Annotated in this window: 13 protein-coding genes; 11 read left to right on the top strand and 2 right to left on the bottom strand. The window is 47.7% G+C overall.

Going from position 1 to position 18,125, the window contains the following annotated elements:
* Positions 1-25: 25 nt before the first annotated feature.
* The 8 genes from MKX75_RS10165 (at position 26) to MKX75_RS10200 (ending at position 12,134) form a co-directional block, all read left to right on the top strand.
* Complete coding sequence (locus MKX75_RS10165; RefSeq protein WP_339169486.1) at positions 26-2,110, top strand: acyltransferase family protein; 2,085 nt, start codon at positions 26-28, stop codon at positions 2,108-2,110.
* Positions 2,111-2,363: 253 nt separating this feature from the next.
* Positions 2,364-3,677: an extracellular solute-binding protein gene (locus MKX75_RS10170; protein WP_339169488.1), complete on the top strand. Its 1,314-nt coding sequence runs from the start codon at positions 2,364-2,366 to the stop codon at positions 3,675-3,677.
* A 186-nt stretch (positions 3,678-3,863) separates the two neighbouring features.
* Complete coding sequence (locus tag MKX75_RS10175) at positions 3,864-4,745, top strand: sugar ABC transporter permease (RefSeq protein ID WP_339169490.1); 882 nt, start codon at positions 3,864-3,866, stop codon at positions 4,743-4,745.
* 15 nt (positions 4,746-4,760) lie between these two features.
* The gene (locus MKX75_RS10180) at positions 4,761-5,636 is read left to right on the top strand and encodes a carbohydrate ABC transporter permease (protein ID WP_339169491.1); all 876 of its coding nucleotides are present in this window, start codon (positions 4,761-4,763) and stop codon (positions 5,634-5,636) included.
* A 30-nt stretch (positions 5,637-5,666) separates the two neighbouring features.
* Entirely contained in the window at positions 5,667-7,448 is a 1,782-nt protein-coding gene (locus tag MKX75_RS10185) for a sensor histidine kinase (RefSeq protein WP_339169492.1), read from the top strand.
* The gene (locus MKX75_RS10190) at positions 7,445-9,028 is read left to right on the top strand and encodes a helix-turn-helix domain-containing protein (RefSeq protein ID WP_339169494.1); all 1,584 of its coding nucleotides are present in this window, start codon (positions 7,445-7,447) and stop codon (positions 9,026-9,028) included. Before MKX75_RS10185 ends, MKX75_RS10190 begins: the two co-directional genes overlap by 4 nt.
* A gap of 89 nt (positions 9,029-9,117) precedes the next feature.
* Positions 9,118-11,694, top strand: a complete 2,577-nt coding sequence (locus MKX75_RS10195; RefSeq protein WP_339169496.1) for a glycoside hydrolase family 2 protein — start codon at positions 9,118-9,120, stop codon at positions 11,692-11,694.
* Between the two features lie 209 nt (positions 11,695-11,903).
* Positions 11,904-12,134: a hypothetical protein gene (locus MKX75_RS10200; RefSeq protein WP_339169497.1), complete on the top strand. Its 231-nt coding sequence runs from the start codon at positions 11,904-11,906 to the stop codon at positions 12,132-12,134.
* A 129-nt stretch (positions 12,135-12,263) separates the two neighbouring features.
* Here MKX75_RS10200 and MKX75_RS10205 read toward each other — a convergent pair whose 3' ends face one another.
* Entirely contained in the window at positions 12,264-13,397 is a 1,134-nt protein-coding gene (locus MKX75_RS10205; RefSeq protein ID WP_339169498.1) for an FAD-dependent monooxygenase, read from the bottom strand.
* A 269-nt stretch (positions 13,398-13,666) separates the two neighbouring features.
* Between MKX75_RS10205 and MKX75_RS10210 the strand changes: the two genes are divergently transcribed.
* Complete coding sequence (locus MKX75_RS10210) at positions 13,667-14,149, top strand: MarR family transcriptional regulator (RefSeq protein WP_062833690.1); 483 nt, start codon at positions 13,667-13,669, stop codon at positions 14,147-14,149.
* Between the two features lie 105 nt (positions 14,150-14,254).
* On the opposite strand, the gene MKX75_RS10215 is transcribed toward MKX75_RS10210, so the two are convergent.
* Positions 14,255-14,554: a hypothetical protein gene (locus tag MKX75_RS10215; RefSeq protein ID WP_339169499.1), complete on the bottom strand. Its 300-nt coding sequence runs from the start codon at positions 14,552-14,554 to the stop codon at positions 14,255-14,257.
* Positions 14,555-14,996: 442 nt separating this feature from the next.
* On the opposite strand from MKX75_RS10215, the gene MKX75_RS10220 reads away from it, so the two are divergent.
* Positions 14,997-17,021, top strand: coding sequence for a Na+/H+ antiporter (locus MKX75_RS10220; RefSeq protein WP_339169501.1), 2,025 nt, complete (start codon positions 14,997-14,999; stop codon positions 17,019-17,021).
* A 112-nt stretch (positions 17,022-17,133) separates the two neighbouring features.
* Complete coding sequence (locus MKX75_RS10225; protein WP_339169502.1) at positions 17,134-18,072, top strand: aldo/keto reductase; 939 nt, start codon at positions 17,134-17,136, stop codon at positions 18,070-18,072.
* Positions 18,073-18,125: the final 53 nt, after the last annotated feature.

Raw genomic sequence — 18,125 nt, forward strand, 5'->3', positions numbered from 1 at the left:
CTCACAGTAGCAAGGAGGGGCATGCATGTCACAATCTTTAAATAGCAAGAGACATATGAACGGACTTGACGGCTTACGAGCCATCGCTGTACTTGCGGTAATCGCGTATCATCTGAATTTGGATTTTATTCCGGGCGGACTGCTCGGTGTAGGTATATTTTTTGTTCTATCGGGATATTTGATTACAGATATTCTCGTGTCACAGTGGCAGGAACATGGACGCATTTCTCTCGGTGATTTCTGGGTAAGACGGGTGAGGCGTCTGCTTCCAGGCATGCTGACCATGACAGCTGTAGTGATGATCTGGCTGGCCTGTTCAGACCCATCCCGGCTCGCTGCACTTCGTGGTGATATCGTTTCGGGTGTATTATACATAAGTAATTGGTGGTATATCTTTCACAACGTATCCTATTTCGAAAGTTTCGGCCCGCCATCACCTTTTGGACATTTCTGGTCACTGGCTGTGGAAGAGCAATTTTACCTCTTATGGCCTCTTCTACTGATCGCAGCAATCGTAGTGTTCAAAAGAAAGGGATGGCTGGTCGTCTTCATTGTTGTCGCAGCTGAATTGTCTGCTGGCGCAATGGCCATCATGTATAATCCGGATCTGGACCCGAGCCGTGTATATTATGGAACAGACACACGGGCATTCGCACTGCTGGCAGGTGCTGCTCTTGCGGTGGTGTGGCCTAGTCGCAAGCTGTCGAACTCTCTGCCTGGCATGAACAGGCTTGTGCTCGATGTGTCGGGACTGGCTGCGCTCGCACTATTGATCTATATGATGCTGAATAGCAGTGAATATGATCCGTTTCTATATCAAGGGGGCATGGTGCTTCAGGCTATCGCAACGACTTTGCTGGTAGCGGTGTTGGCTCACCCATCATCTTTCCTGGCACGTATTATTGGAGCGAAGCCACTACGCTGGATCGGAGAGCGATCCTACGGATTATATCTGTGGCATTATCCTGTCATTATTTTAACGAATCCCGCGGTGGATACGGGAGGAGCGCATCCTGTGCGAATCATTTTACAGGTTGCTGCAACGGTTGTACTGGCCTCATTGTCCCTTAAATATATTGAAAACCCGATCCGGTACAACGGATTCCGCGATTCTTGGTCCCGTTTATGGGGAAGAGGGCGGTCATCGATTGGTATACGTAATGTATGGTGGAAGCGAGCGGGTCTGTTGATGACGATTCTGCTGTTGTCCTATACGGTATCTCAGATGATGGTCTCTCATGCAGCGAATTCCGACTCCCATTCGGTATCGATGTCCAACACATTGAATGGAGAGAATTCTGTAGCAGAGGAACAGGGGCAGGATGTTGTACCAGCTATTACAGCGACGTCAGGCTCTGGCCAAAAGAACGATGCTCATAGCCATAAACCGGAAGCGGGAACGAAAGATGATTCGGGGAAAAATGACAAGCCGACAGGAGAGTCTACTCCAGAATCGAAACCTGGCGACCAGAACGCTTCTGCAAATCCAGGCAAGGATGGTCAGTCTGATGACAAGCCGGCTGATGACTCTGTGACTAACGAGAATGATGCTCCGGACGACGCTGAAGTGAACCAATCTGATGGTACGGATGATGCACCTGATTCAGCTCAGGAAAATGAAGAAACAGCTCCTCCTGCCGGGGATGGAAAGGTTCATTATACGGTCATTGGAGATTCCGTGATTTTGGATGCAAAACCTTATCTGGAGAAAAGCATATCGGGAGTATACGTGGATGGACATGTCGGTCGTCAAATGTGGCAGGCTGGCGATGTATTGGAAGGCTTGAAGCGAGACAACCAAATGGGCAGCAAAGTGGTGCTGGAACTTGGGACAAATGGTTCTTTTAACTCCAAAAACTTGAATGCTGTGCTTGATGATCTGAAGGATGAAGATCAGGTATATCTGGTTACTGTGCGCGTACCTCGTCCGTGGGAACGAACGGTGAACAGGGCTTTGAATGAGGCTGCATCCAAATACAGTAATGTCTCGCTGATTGACTGGAACAGTGCAAGTGAAGGACATGACGAATATTTTGAAAAAGATGGTGTGCATCTCACTACGCAAGGCTCCGAAGCTTTTGCAGAACTGGTGAAAAACAGTATTCAATAATCACTCCATTTACAATAAGATTTAGCACTTATACATTATATATGGCCTGGGTGTAAGCTACCGATGGCTACAACAAGAGAGAGCTCTCATGGTGAGAGCTCTTTTTATATGTTATGAACAATAAATCGGCAAAATAAGTTCTAACAGGGGAACCGATATTTTTCACCCCTGCATCCGTGGATCGTCACCTTACGATATGATAGCGTTACCATTTACAATAAGTGTAATCAAATCGCCAAGGGGGAATATAGAGATGTTGAAAAAATGGCTTTCGGGTTTTCTGGCAATAACATTGTTCTCCATTGTTCTTGCTGGCTGTACTGGCGGGGATACTTCAGAAGGAGGAAGCGGCAATGACAAAGTAACCGTCACTCTCTGGCACAACTGGACTGGACAGGATGCGAAGGCGGTTGCGATGCGCAAAATTATTGAAGATTTTCGCGCGGCGCATCCAGATATTGAAGTCGTGGATGAAGGTCTACCAACAGATGGTCTCAAAACCCGGCTTCGCACGGTGGCGGCTGCCAACGAGATGCCAGATCTGTTCGTGATGTGGCCGGATGCGATGACCAAGGAATTTGTAAAAGGGGATCTGTTACAGCCCATTAATGCAGAGCTGGACGCGAAGCCGGAGTGGAAAGACAACTTTATCCCGAATGCACTGGATGGATACACCCTGGACGGGAACATCTACTCCGTACCCATGAATCTGGCACCAAGTTCCTTCATTTATTACAATGAAGCACTCTTCAAACAGTACAACGTGAAAGTACCTGAGACGTGGGCGGAATTGGAACAGGCGATTGCCACATTTAATCAAAATAAAGTCATTCCCATGGCGCTTGGCAACAAGGCCAACTGGGTAGCACAATCAACGATATTCAGTACACTGGCTGACCGGATTACTGGCACAGACTGGTTCCTGAAAGCTGCAGCACAAGAGGGTGCAAGCTTTACCGATCCACAATTTATTGAAGCCTTGAACAAGATGCAGGAGCTTGGCAACACCAAAGCATTCCAAGATGGATTCAACAGTATCGATGAGACGCAGATGATGCAGCTTTATTTCCAAGGTAAGGCAGCGATGGTCATGAACGGCGGATGGGCCTTGGCGAACTTGGTGAACAATGCACCTGAAGAGGTGTTGAACAACACCCATATTACGATTCTTCCTCCAGTGGACGGAGGTCAGGGTGAACCAAGAACAACATCCGGTGTTGTAGGAACCGGGCTGGGTGTAAGTAAAAAGCTGAGCGGTGCACAAAAAGAGGCAGCGATGGAGTTGTTCTACGCGCTCGCAGGACCGGAAGGTCAGAAGGCCACATTGGATAGCAGCACATTGGTGAGTTACAAGATTGATCTGGACAAAACCAAGGCGCATCCATTGTTCGTTGAATTATATGATCTGATGCAGGAAGTGAAGATTACGCCAGTATACGATTCCAAGCTAGGATCGGCAACGGTTGAGGTGATTAATAATGCTTTGCAAGAGTTGCTTATGGGAGGTAAGGCCGAAGACATTGCGGCCAAAATACAGGCGGCTCAAGCCAATGCTGTTAGTCAGTGACATTCGTTAAACTAGACAGCGATTGCGATTGTACATCTTGACGATGAATTAACAATGAACTTATAACATCACATATGTGGCTGGTTATCCGTTAAAACCCCTTCCCGGCAGGGGAGGGGTTTTAAGTATAGATGTAACTAGCTCATCGCAGGTTGGGAAAGGCATTCATGGAGGGGAAGTGAACAGATGAACGCACTGCGCAGTCGGCGTTTTATTATGCTGGGGCTGGCCCCGGCAGTCATCATTTATGCATTGTTTGTATTTGTACCGGTCGTGTGGTCAGCGTACTACGGGTTCTTCAACTGGTCTGGCATCGGGGCATCCAAATATATTGGTGTCGATAATTACATTGAGATCTGGCATGACCCTGTATTTTGGCGGGCGCTGAAAAATAACGTTATCTTTGTGTTGGCGTCTGTATTTGGTCAAATTCCGTTAGCACTGATGCTGGCGGTCATATTACACAAGAGTAATCCATTGCAGCGGTTTCTGCGTTCAGCGGTATTTCTGCCGATGGTGTTATCCACTGTAGTTATCGGAATGATCTGGCAGTATATCTATCATCCACAGATCGGGATATTGAACTTTCTGTTGGATGCACTGGGGCTGGAGAGTTGGAAGCTGCAATGGCTGTCCGATGACAAGATTGCCATTTTCTCATTGGTACCGCCGCTGCTCTGGAGCTTTGTGGGGTTGTATCTGATTATCTTCATCTCGGCGCTGCAGAATATTCCCGGCGAGATTCATGATGCTGCCAAAATAGACGGTGCTTCAGGAATAAGGAAGCTGGTTTCGGTCTCTTTGCCGATGATCTGGGGGACGGTTCAGGTTGCGATCATTCTATGTATTTCAGGCAGTCTGAAATCATTCGATCTGGTCTACATCATGACCAAAGGTGGGCCGGCTCATGCGACAGAACTGCTCGCTACGTATATGTATAATTCGACCTTTACAACATACCGTTATGGTTTTGGTAGTGCCATCTCCACAACCATCGTACTGATCTCCCTGCTGCTGATCGGAACAAGCCAGTGGGTCACCAGTCGTAAACGAAAAGAGAACCAATAGAAAGGAGGAGCTATCATGCGTGTGACACCTGTATCCCTACCATCACCACGAAGTGGCTCGGGCCATCCGATTCGCCGCCTTCGCAGCGGAATTGTTTGGACGCTGCTGACGGTCTATGGTATTTTAACATTGTATCCGTTCTATTGGCTCGTGATTAGTGCATTCAAAACGAATGAAGATTTCTATAGCAGGCCCTTCGGTCTGCCGGAAAACTGGAATGTTGCCAATTTCAGCAATGCATGGGAAAGCTCCAGGCTGGGAACCGCTTTTGGCAATTCACTCATTGTATCGGTTGGATCACTTATTTTGACGCTGTTTATTGCAGCGCTGGCTTCATTCATCCTGGCCCGTTTCCAGTTTCGCTGGAAAGGGTTAATCATGACGTTTTTCGTGGTAGGCATGCTCATTCCGATCCATAGTACACTTGTCCCTTTATTTATTCTAATGAAACAAATGTCCCTGCTAAATACGTACTGGGCATTAATCTTACCGTATACGGCCTTTGCATTGCCTACGGCTATTTTCGTGCTTACTGCCTATCTGACAAGTGTTCCACGTGATATTGAAGAGGCGGCTTTCATTGATGGAACAGGACTGTGGGGGCTGTTTACCCGAATCATGCTGCCTATGTCTGTCCCTGCGTTGTCGACGGTTACGATCCTGAGTTTCCTGCATGCGTGGAATGACTTTTCATTTGCGCTTGTGTTCATCAACAAAACCGGATTGAAAACGCTACCGCTGGCCATTGCGAACTTTGCGGATGGATATCAGACTGATTATGGATTAACGCTTGCTGCCATGACACTGTCGGTCATTCCAACGATTATCCTGTATCTCATATTCCAGGAACAGGTTATGAAAGGCATGACAGCCGGAGCAGTCAAAGGGTAAACGAAAGCGCATCCAGAGGAGGAGGAACGTTTGGCACGCTGGCTCACATCTTCGTTACAAAGGAAGCTATCGGTTGTCGTGACGGCTTCAATGATTGTGCCATTGCTGGCCTTGGGCCTGTTCGCCTTTCTGATCTCTTCCCGCATCACAGAGCAAAAAACAAAACTGTCCGGCATGGATACGTTGAAGCAGGTGGAAGCCAATCTTCGTTATATGCTCCAGGATGCCGAGAACCTGTCCATTTTCCTGATTGGAGAACGGGATATTCAGCACTATCTTAGCCAAAATGAGGACCATGAGCTGGACCGGGTGGATATCCTGGGCAGGATGACCAATCTGGCGGCTTCCAAAAAGTATATTGCGAACATCGCCATATATCCAAGCCGATTCGATGCCACATTGTCTACGGCTACCTGGTATGAATCCAATAATTCAAACTTATCTTATCCACCTGTCCCGAGCGGAGAAGCGGTAAAAAAATGGACGGGGGTATATCCGGTTCAGAATTATGCGGGTATACAAAATGTAATCACATTGGTTCGACCGATCCGTAGTATTCATGATTATCGACCCATCGGCTGGCTGGCCATTAGTCTAGACGAGAAGGCAGTATCTAAGGGATGGGCCGCTCTGGGATTGGGTAGAGGAGAAGGCAGACTGGAACTCATCGGCAATACGGGAGAGATCTTGTCCTCGATGGACAAATCACGGCTTGGACTTAAGCTGGAGGATGTCGAACCAGGGGTCACACCGTTAATTCAGGATGTTGGTAGCGGGACAACCACGTATGGTACTGGTGAGGATAAACGGACATTGCTCTATTATCCTGAAGAACTGACGGGTTGGACGTTGGTTGGAACGGTTCCATACGACCAGTATAAGTCTGAGAATCGCTACATCCTTATTCTAACCGGGTGTGCCGTTGCTATGTCTGCTGCGATCAGCGCTGGGCTGGTCTGGTTTACCGTGCGGCGTGTGACAAGGCCCCTTCGTGTACTTACCCGGCATCTGTCTCGAATTGATCCGGAGCGCCCACTTCCTTTGTTTCGGTCTGAAAGTGATGACGAGATCGGCAGGCTTGGGGAGAGTTACAATCTGCTCGGTGCACATATTCAGCTGTTGAAGGAAGAGGTTATTCGAGGTGAAGCTCGCAAAAAAGAAGCGGATCTTCGAGTGCTTCAGGCGCAGATTAACCCACACTTTCTGTATAACACCCTTTCTTCGATTCACTGGATTGCCCTGATGTCTGAAGAGAAGAGAATTGCGGATATGGTTGAGGGCCTGAGTGATTTTCTGCGCATCAGTTTGAATAATGGTCAGGATTACTGTCCTGTGGAACAGGAGATTGCTCATATCCGTCATTATGTGCGTGTGCAGTCGATTCGTTTTCCGGATCAATTCGTGTTGCACTATATCGTAGATCCAGCGCTTGAGCAGCGAATGATGTTGAAGCTGTTGCTGCAACCGCTCGTTGAGAATGCGATGATTCATGGCATTCAGCCCAAAGCAGGCATGGGCACGATCACTGTTATGATTCGCAAGGATCCGGATAATGAACGGATGAATGTGCTGGTGTTGGATGATGGTATCGGCATGGAGCCGAACAGGCTGGACCAATTAAGGTTAAGCATTAGGGAATGGAAAGGAAAACAGCCGGAAAGACACCTAAACCAAGGAGGTTATGGACTCTGCAATGTCAATGAGAGACTGCTGCTCCATTATGGTCCGGATGCGCAGCTCGAAGTGGACAGCAGGGTTGGTGGAGGTACCCGGATTTCGTTTTCCATTCCAATCTTGGAGGGATCGCCATGAGACTATTAATTGTTGATGATGAAGTGATTATTCGTACAGGGCTTGCCAGCGTCATCGCTTGGCCTGAACTTGGAATTGAACTTCTTCAACCTGCTGCTTCGGCAGAGGAGGCGTTAACACGCATGGCTGAGGAACGCCCACATATCCTGATGACGGATATCCGGATGACAGGCAGATCAGGTCTGGAACTGGCAGAAGAGGGCCTGCGATTGCTACCTGAGCTGGAGGTCATTATTTTATCCGGATACGATGACTTTTCTTATGCCCAGCAGGCAATTCGCCAAGGTGTTACAGATTATCTGCTCAAAACAAGCAAGCCGGAAGAGATCATCAAGACGGTGTTACAGGCCAAACAGCGGATATCGGAGCGTTGGGCAGAGAAATCCAGAGAGGGACAGCTTATGCGGGAGAATCGAGAGCGGCTGTTTGCCGGATGGATCATTGATGGTGATATCGCATCTGGTCCTTGTCCTTCATTTTTACAGCCTGATGCTCTTAAGGCAGCAGTTGATGGTCTGGATGATGCACAGATGCTCAGACAAGTCATTGTTCTTCACGCAGAGGGTTGGGATCGATCCTCGGATGCACTATTACGATTTGCGGTGCAAAATACCCTGGAGGATGTGCTGCCTGGTGCCATTGCTCATGTAGAGAAACAGCAAATTATTGGTGTAGTCTCATGGCCGCCTGTAGAACAGGAGTATCTGTTCAGGCTGGAGACTGCATTACGTCGGGTGGAGCAATTATTGAAGTGCACCCTGCGCGCAGCAATAGGTCTGCCTGTTCGTGGATCTGCTGATCTGCACGAGAGCTACAGAACCGCTTCAGCGGCATTCCGATATCGAGGTTTGATGGATTATAAAATGTGGCATTATGAGCACGTTCAGGATCGCCAAGGTGGTAAAACCGTACTTACGCACGAAGAGGAGACCACACTTGGTACCTTGCTGCTGGATAATGATTCGGTCACGTTAACGACATGGACGCGGGAACTTGTGGCTAATCTTATGGCAGAACCGGAAGTCACGCCAGAATCGTTCAGTGCTTGTCTGCACTCAGCCGTCATTGCAGGTCATCGCTGGCTGACCCGCACGATGCGAGCCATAGGGCGGGAAGAATCCGCAAGGCTCGAACCTTGGCAGCCGGAACCGGATGCCGAAGCTGTGGACCTCGGGGATATGCTATTCCACCATCTGTATGGTCTGATGCATGTCTATCATAGCCGAATGGGGCAGGGACAGGCTGCACATGTGCAAAAGGCCATTGGTTATATTGAATCTTCATTGGCACAGGATATTAATTTACAGCAGGTAGCTGGACATGTTCATTTGCATCCAGGCCACCTCAGTGAACTGTTTAAAAAAGAAATGGGTGTGACCTTCGGTGATTTTGTCACCGATATGCGTATACGCAGAGCGATGGATATGCTCGCGGTGTCTCCAGCGAAGGTCAGTGAAGTCGCTGCCATCAGCGGCTATGAAGACGTAAAATATTTTAGCAGGCTGTTCAAAAAACATACTGGCAAGACCCCGAGTGAATATCGCGAGGAGGCATTGTCGTTCAAGCCTTCCGGAAGTTAGAAGTGAGCAGAAGCGAAGCCTGTTTTGTATTTCTGCAAACGTTTTCGATGTGACATTACTCAGGGCTCTTGGGGAGCGAGGGCATAAAGATGAAGATCCATAGTTCAAGTCAGGATTTATCGGGACAATGGAAGATACAGCATTTTGAAGTTGGGGAAAAGCGGGCAATGGATGTGGCAGCTGCTGCGCTGGATGATCGTTTCTGGATCGGGGCTGAGGTGCCCGGCGATGTACATTCCGCACTGGTGGAGCGCAGTATCATCGACCCGCCCTACTACGGTCATAATGATGCCAAAAGTCGCTGGATTGAGCAGAAGGAATGGTGGTACCGTACAACCTTTAATCTGGTCAGAGATGCAGAGACGGAGGAGTATTTTGAACTGGTGTTCGAAGGATTGGATACGTTTGCAACGGTCTACGTAAACGGCCATGAAGTTGGAAAAACGGCCAATATGCTTATGTCACATACGTTTAATGTAACATCTCTGGTACGCAGCGGCTGGAATGCGATTGCTGTCAAGTTTGATCCGCTTCATCTGCATCACCGGGACAAGGAGACCTTCGACTGGTCCTCGTATACGAAGGAACGGCCATGGTTGCGCAAAGCGGCGATGAACTTTGGCTGGGACTGGGGTCCACGTATGGTTACGGTGGGCATTTGGGGTGCGGTAAGGCTGGAAAAACGAACAATCGCGAAGCTGGAAAGTGTGTATGCTCGAACGGAGTCAGTCAGTACAGAGCTGGCTGTCTTACGTATCACGGCGGATGTGAAGTCGGTCTTGTCTTACCGTAGCAGACAGAAACGTGAACAGGCTGTGGTTGCGTCCTGTAATGTTCGTCTGCTGGATCGCAGCGGAAACGAGGTGGCAGGTGCCACTGAACTACCTGTAGAGGGTGGCAAGGCGGACACCACATTGAACGTTACGTCACCACAGTTATGGTGGACTCATGATCTGGGTGAGCCATACCTTTATACGCTGGAGGTTACATTGTATGCAGATGGCGTTGAGGTGGATCGGTATAGCGAGCCTTATGGTTTACGAACGATTGAGTTGGCTCTTCACAATGAACGGGGTGAAGATGCATTTGCTTTTATTCTGAACGGAGTCAAAGTATACGCCAAGGGTGCCAACTGGATTCCAGCTGATCATCTGATCGGGGCCATCCCGAATTCACGGTATCGTGAGCTTGTCGAGCTGTCTGTGGAGGGGCATATGAACATGCTGCGTGTCTGGGCCGGTGGTATATATGAGAAGGATGTTTTCTACGATGAGTGTGATCGGCAAGGGGTGTTGGTGTGGCAGGATTTTGCATTCGCCAATGCGCTGTTCCCGGATTTCAATCGTGATTTCATGGACAATGTAAGGCAAGAGGTTGAAAATAATGTCCTGCGCCTGCGCAATCGTGCCTCTCTTGCCCTCTGGTGTGGGAATAATGAGATAGACTGGCTCTATGATATGAAGTCTGCCAGTGGAGATATTACCAGTCCGTTCTACGGTGAGCTGATCTATCATGAGCTGATCCCTGAGGTGCTGGAACGACTGGATCTGTCTCGTCCGTATTGGCCTTCTTCTCCGTTCGGGGACAGCAATGGTCAGGATGCCAATGATCCGGATGTCGGGGATCGTCACAACTGGCAGGTATGGCACGGTTCGGTCTATCCGAGGAAGCACGGAGAGGCGCCGCTGCTTGACTACAGTATAGAAGGTGTGACGTTCAAAAATTATAAAAACGATCATGCGCTGTTCAGCAGTGAATTCGGTATGCACGCCTCGGCGAATCGTTATACGCTGGAGAAAAATATGCCCGCAGGGCAGTTTTACTGGGGCAGTCCGGAGATGGCTTACCGTAACAAGGATACCAATCACCAAAAAGGTATCTTGCTGATGGAAGGTTACACAGGCATTCCGCAAAATATAGAAGAGTACATGAACTATTCCATGCTGACTCAAGCAGAAGGGTTGCGTTATGGGATTGAACATTTCCGGCGCATCAATCACCGTAACAGCGGAGCGCTCGTGTGGCAATTGAATGACAGCTGGCCGGGAACAAGCTGGTCCATGATCGACTATGAACTGCTGCCGAAGGCATCCTTTTATTATGGGAAAATATTCTTTCATCCTATCCTGTTGTCATTGGAACATGAGCCGGGTGAGCCGCTTGCGTTGTGGGTGGTGAACGATACACGGGACGTCTTGGAAGGCCAGTTACTGCTCAATGTCTATGCATTGCATGGAGAGAAGATCTATTCGAGCACACATGCTGTTGAAGTAAATTCACAATCCTCACTGTGTATTGCTGAATTAACTGAAGCAGAGGTGCTACAGGGCAGACGTGCGGAGGAAGTAATGGTTGAGTTGGTATCTGAAGGGTTTGCGGCGCCGAACAATCGGTACTTCTTGCGTGATCCTAAGGATGTGACTTTGCCTGAGTCTCAATTGAGTGTACATGTGAACGAAGAGGAACAGTCTGTAACGGTTACGGCCAGTGGTGCGATAGCACGATTAGTGAAGCTGGAGCTTCCCCTTGGACGTGTCCGCTTCAGTGACAACTATTTCGATCTGCTCCCTGGTGAGAGCCGGACAGTGAGACTTCGTCATCCAGAGAAGTCATCTCTACCGCTGACAGAACTTCGAGTTAGTGCCATGAACGGCAGAGAAGGGTGATATAACAGACTTCGATTCTTATTCCAGGTTTAAGGTGGTATTCCTGATCAGGGATGCCACCTTTTTTTGCTTTTGTACCAGGTGAGAAGATACTGTCTTCGTTTCAGGCGCTTTTCCTACTCCACAAGCGAAACTTCCAGTCGGGTTCACAACTTGGTACATTAAGGTTAGAATAATATAGAGAAATCGTTTTCAAAGGAGGTGTATTCATGTCATTTATCTTTTTTCCGGAGATGATTATATTCATTCTGATGCTGATTCTGTTGATCATTGGTATTGTATATATTGTTCGTAAGAGCAAACAAGTCCTGCGCCGCTTAAGCAATTTGGAGAAAGCGATATATGAAAAAGATAACATGTCGTCCTATCCCAAGGACGTTGATGGTAATCAAGAAGGAGCATCCCGAGAGGACTCATTTGCTCCACGCAAACGAAAATGAAGAAGGATACGGATTACATATAAAAGAGTTTAAATAAGCCAAACAGCCGATTCTTCTCCACGAGGAAGTGATCGGCTGTTTGGGCATTTGGGAGGTATTTGTATCCCACTTGAAGCTTAATCGGTTATTTTATCTAGTTAAACGGGTTTTAAAGAAAGGATCATAGCGCTGCTGGAAAGAAGATTCCATCTCCACTTGTCGTGCAAGTTGCTGTTGAACCTTTGCTCCGCGAATCGTCTGAAGTTCCTGAAGTTGTGCAGTGGACCCGAATTGATCGGCAGACATTCGAACAAGCAGTTCTGATAGCACGTCTGCGTCTTCGAGCGCGGCATTTAGTCCAAACGCACCGGTTGGCGTCATCGTATGAGCGGCATCACCGATGAGCACAACATTGTCCTGTGCCCAAGATTGGCAATAGCTGCTTTCGACAGATAACAGAACAAAATCACTCCAGCTCTGAATGTTGGCAGCTACAGAATCAGATAGGCAAGGAAACGCGGATACAAGTTTTTCTACAAAAGGAGCAATCGGCTTCTCTCGCAGCTTGGAGTAAGCTCCCTCGGGAATGTTCCATCCGATCTGAACATAACCACCGAATTGGGAGAACAGTGCAAGCTGTTGCCCATCCATACTGGCCATCCGAACAGCTGGTTCCCAACCCACAGGTGCCGGAATACGTGCCCATAACAGGTCATATCCGTGCTTGCGAATCTCGGGAATCAAACCGGAATGTTTGCGTACAGCAGAGTATCTACCATCTGCACCGACAATAACAGATGCTTCAATGTAGGCAGGAACGCCGTTTTGCCGAATATTAATACCAACGGTCTTGCCGCTCTTGTCTCGTAACAAACCGGTCATGATGGTATTAAACAACACTTGTTCATTTGTACTGTGCTGCTGAGCGTGTGATACGATGGCTTCCAGGAGATGATTTTGGGGTACATGAATCCCGACATGAGATTCTCCATTACCCGGCGAAACGGTATGAATACTCTTTCCATTCTCCCAATACTGAATCTCTTCCAAGAGCAGCGCTCCACGTTCCTGGATGAGTGAATAGAGGCCGTGTTTACTTAGGATCGCTTCGCCGTCCACATTGAGTAACTCCCCGCGGAACGACTTGTGCAGGTGTGGTTGTCTCTCAATGAGAATCGTGGAGATTCCTTTTTGATTCAGCAGATAAGATAGCAAAGCACCGCCAGGACCTGCGCCGACGATGCAAACATCCGTTTTTAATGGTGATTGTAAATTCTGATTCATATGCATAAGTCCCTTGCAATATAATTATGGCTCTTGTTTACTTTATAACAACAGATTTATTAAAATCATTAAGTAACTAAAAGTAACTTAAAGATATAGATTATTATAATCAAACCCATCGTAAGAAAGCAAGAGGTGTATGGCAAAATAAAACACACGTCCTCCCGTCAAGTATAGGATATACCAAACAAGCGCATTTTTCACAAACATAATAGTGTAAATATGTTACAATAAACGGTAGGTTATGATGAAAGGCAGGAGGAACGTTTATGAGCCCGGATACGGAGCGAAACTCTCAATTGGCAAATGTAGATCAATTGTTGGAGGCCTTCTTCAGATATAAAAATAAAGTATTGGATCAGCAGCAGAAGACCGAAACCAACTGCAAACTGAATCCGACAAAAAGTCATATATTGGGCATGATTTTACGTGAAAAACGCTGCATGGCGGTGGATGTGGCCAGACAACTCAGTTTGTCTTCCGGCGCAACCACCATTGTACTGAATCAACTGGAAACGGAAGGGTTGATCCAGCGGGTGCGCAGTGAAGAAGATCGTAGAATTGTGTGGCTGTCCCTAACGGATGAGGGAACGCAGCTCGCCAAGACACTTAATGCGAATCGCGGCCGAATGACGTGGGAATTGTTGCAAGCACTTTCCGAGGAAGAGCAACAGCAGATGTTCGGTATGCTGAAGAAAATTGAGCTGAAACTGCTGGAGAACATGAAGTCGTTTGAGCAGATTAATCGGTAGTCCATATATGACTTGATGGTTTGAAGACGTCAGTCCTCATGAGTTCGTCCCTATTTGCGGGGGGATGAACCTTGAAGACTGGCGTTTTTGAGTTGGTTTACAAATTTACAAATGAAAGCGAACCAAATGGTCGGTCATGCCTTCCTGGATCAAAATCTCCTTTTGCTTGCTGCCCATCAGGTCAAAGTGGGGGAATGGCTGCCGCCGATGAATGTATCGTGGGTCCAGTCCATGATCGATACACCAACGCTCCAGACGTTCCAGATCTGCGCAGCCGACTTTGGTTACACTGGTGATGCCAGGAAATCGATTATCAATCCAGAAATGAGTAAGGTAGGCAATCTCACCACGAGCCACTTGTTCTTTCCACGCAGCCAGCTCCTGTCGTTTAATTCCAAATGCCATAGATGCAAGTTCCTTTCCAAACGGGTATTGTCCTGAGCATATTGTAACATCTTATATACAGAATCCATCAGAATTCTTCAATCTATATAAGTTGAACTAAAAATTATTTACATTGACACTACGATGACAGAATAACCTTCCAATCGCTGTTATCCCCAGATTTTTTTATTCCCTTTTCCGAAGGGGAAAATCCGGGGATAGCGTATGCTTCCGATGCAGCTTTCTTTCAGAAAGCTTTTAGGCGACCGCTTCGCTTTTTCAGGTTTTTTCTGTCCTCTCCGTTGTCGCGTAAATGATTAGTTCCACTTATATAAACTGGTCTGAAGCCAGTTGAATGGGTATATGAATATGACAACATTTTTATAACAAAGTCTGGATTATGTTAAAATAAACCTATACAACAAAGGTTTCACCACTTCTATAGCGGAAAGGGATTGTCATCATGGAAATATTTATTGCCGTACTTGTCTTACTGGTGCTGATCGGTTTATCGAACATCCTGAACCGGTTTGTACCTTTTATTCCCGTTCCGCTCATTCAAATCGTGCTTGGTGTAGCTATAGCTCTACTTCCTGCGGGGGTACACTTGCCGTTGAATCCGGAATTGTTTTTTGTGCTTTTCATCGCACCATTGTTATATAACGATGGTAAGCGAACACCAAGGAATGAGTTATGGAATCTGCGTGCACCGATACTTCTGCTTGCGCTAGGGCTTGTATTTGTGACCGTCGTCGTGGCAGGTTATGCCATTCACTGGCTGATTCCTTCGATTCCGTTACCCGCTGCTTTTGCTCTTGCAGCCATACTGTCCCCGACAGATGCTGTGGCCGTTGGCGCCATGGCGGGCCGGGTACATCTGCCCAAAGGCATACATAGGCTTCTTGAGGGTGAAGCATTAATGAATGACGCATCCGGCCTGGTCGCCTTCAAATTCGCGATTGCAGCCACGGTTACAGGTGTATTTTCCCTGGCGAATGCAACCTTCAGTTTTATTCTGATTGCGATTGGCGGACTTCTCGTCGGGGCATTGTTATCTTTTCTGTTAATCAGGCTCGGGGTGTGGATTCGCAGGCTGGGCATGGAAGATGTAACGATTCACATGCTGCTGCAAATTCTGACTCCGTTTGTCATCTATCTGGTGAGTGAAGAGATTGGGGTATCCGGCATTTTAGCGGTCGTAGCAGGTGGCATCATTCACGCCATTGAACGTGATCGCGCAGAATCGGTTCAGTTGAAGATGCAGGTCGTATCTGCGAGCACATGGTCTGTCATTTTATTCATCCTGAACGGTCTGGTGTTCGTCATTCTGGGCGTACAGGTCCCGGATGTGCTGAGTACCATTTTTGAAAATGTCTCGTTTAATAATCTGCAGGTGTTAGGATATGTAGGTTTGATCTCAGTGCTTCTGCTAATCCTGCGCTTTCTCTGGATCTATCTGTTCTGGCAGGGTAATGAATTGCTGCGTACCAAATCTTCTATTGGCAGACCACGATTCAAGGAAATTACAATTATTTCTCTCTCCGGCGTGCGGGGGGCTGTGACATTGGCGGGTGCCTTTTCCATTCCCTACGTGCTTCAGGATGGATCGCCCTTCCCTGAAAGGGATTTGATTATTTTCCTGGCGGCAGGGGTTATTCTCTTCTCCCTGATTGCCGCGAGTGTGTTTCTTCCGGTTCTGGCTAAGGATGATGGTAAATCCACAGAAGAAACACCGCAGAAGTCAGAACGGAAAGCACATGACATTATGCTGAATGCGGCAATACGAGCTGTCAAATCCGAAATGAACGATGAGAACAAAGCTGCGGCACTGGCGGTCGTCTCCGACTTGTCCAAGTACATTAGACAGGCTGCAGGTCAGCTGACCGCCGGTAAGCGCAAAGATATTCAAAAACAAGAAACAGCTATCAACCTGATTGCCACTCGTGCCGAGCGTAAAGAAATCGAAGTGATGCTGGACGAAAATGCGATTGCTTCTGATGCGGCCTTCAAATGTGACAGCTGGCTGGATCGTAAGGAAATGATGCTGGCGAATCGCACCAACACTCAGATCATGACTTCGATCAGCGAGATCGGGCGTGTGTTAGGACATCTGTTCACCAATCGATCCCAGAAGCCGAGCCAACCATTCATGCTTGAAAATGCAGAACTGTTCCGCCAGGTGAAGCTGCGCACCTCTGAAGCGGCAATTAAAGCCATTCGTGCCCATATAAATGATGGTAATCGAGTCGTGGCGTTGTCGGTTATTGCCAAGTATGAGCGAGTGATTGCCAAATTGCGCACCTGGAACCAGGGCATAACGGAAGATCCGTTCAATCAGGAGAAGCTCGAATTGCAGATGGTGGCGATTCAGGAACAGCGCAATACGGTGCAACAGCTGTATGAGAACGGCGAAATTAATCGTGATGTAGCTGCTAAATTGCGCCGGTTTATCAACGATGTGGAAGCGACTGCGTTAAAAAACACCTAATCCGACAAACCCGATATTTTAAATATGCTATAGGGTTTGATATAATATGTAACAAGCAACATGCATCATTGCAGAAATGTACTTATATCGATCAGTGAAGGAGAGATGAGACATGGCAGAACAACAAATTCGGTTGGGCAAGACGGATCTGATCGTGAATCCCATTGGACTGGGTGCGAATGCAGTAGGAGGACATAATATCTATCCGGACATGCTGAATGATGAGACGGGGAAGGAAGTGGTTCGTACAGCCTTGAAACAAGGCATTAACTTTGTGGATACGGCGTACATCTATGGACCGGAGCATTCCGAACGACTGATCGGTGAAGTGTTGAGGGAAACCGGTCAACGTCAGAATACGATTATTGCAACCAAGGCGGCCCATAAATTTGTAGATGGCAAGATTGTCGTGGATAACTCACCTGCTTTCCTGAAAGCGGCTGTAGATGAGGCGTTGAAACGTCTGCAAACCGATTACATTGATCTCTTCTACATCCACTTTCCAGATGAGAACACGCCGAAGGATGAAGCAGTAGATACGTTAAAACGGTTGAAAGACGCTGGCAAAATCCGGGCCATAGGTGTATCCAACTTCTCCATTGATCAGTTGCGTGAGGCCAATAAGGACGGGCATGTAGACGTACTGCAATCCGAATATAATCTGTTCAAAAGAGAAGCGGAGAAAGAGCTGTTGCCGTATACAGCTGAGCATGACATTTCTTTTGTTCCTTACTTCCCTCTGGCAGCGGGGCTGCTGGGCGGTAAATATAATCGTGATACCACATTCCAGGATGGACGCGCGAAGAATCCGCTGTTCACAGGTCAGGCTTTCATTGAAAATCTGGATAAAGTAGAACAACTGCGCAGCATTGCACAATCCAAGGATGTTGAGGTCGCTCATCTGGTTCTGGCCTGGTACCTGACCCAGCCTTCCATTGATGCATTGATTCCAGGCGCCAAGAAACCGGAGCAGGTTATTAATAATCTGAAAACATTGAATGTAGAGCTAACTGCTGACGAAATCGCCGTTGTGGATCAGATCTTTCGTTAATTAGTTCGGGTGAATCGGGAAATGCTAACAGGGAGTTTACGTATGAAGACAAA

It is taken from the genome of Paenibacillus sp. FSL R5-0341, assembly GCF_037975235.1.
Taxonomy (GTDB): Bacteria; Bacillota; Bacilli; order Paenibacillales; family Paenibacillaceae; genus Paenibacillus; species Paenibacillus amylolyticus_A.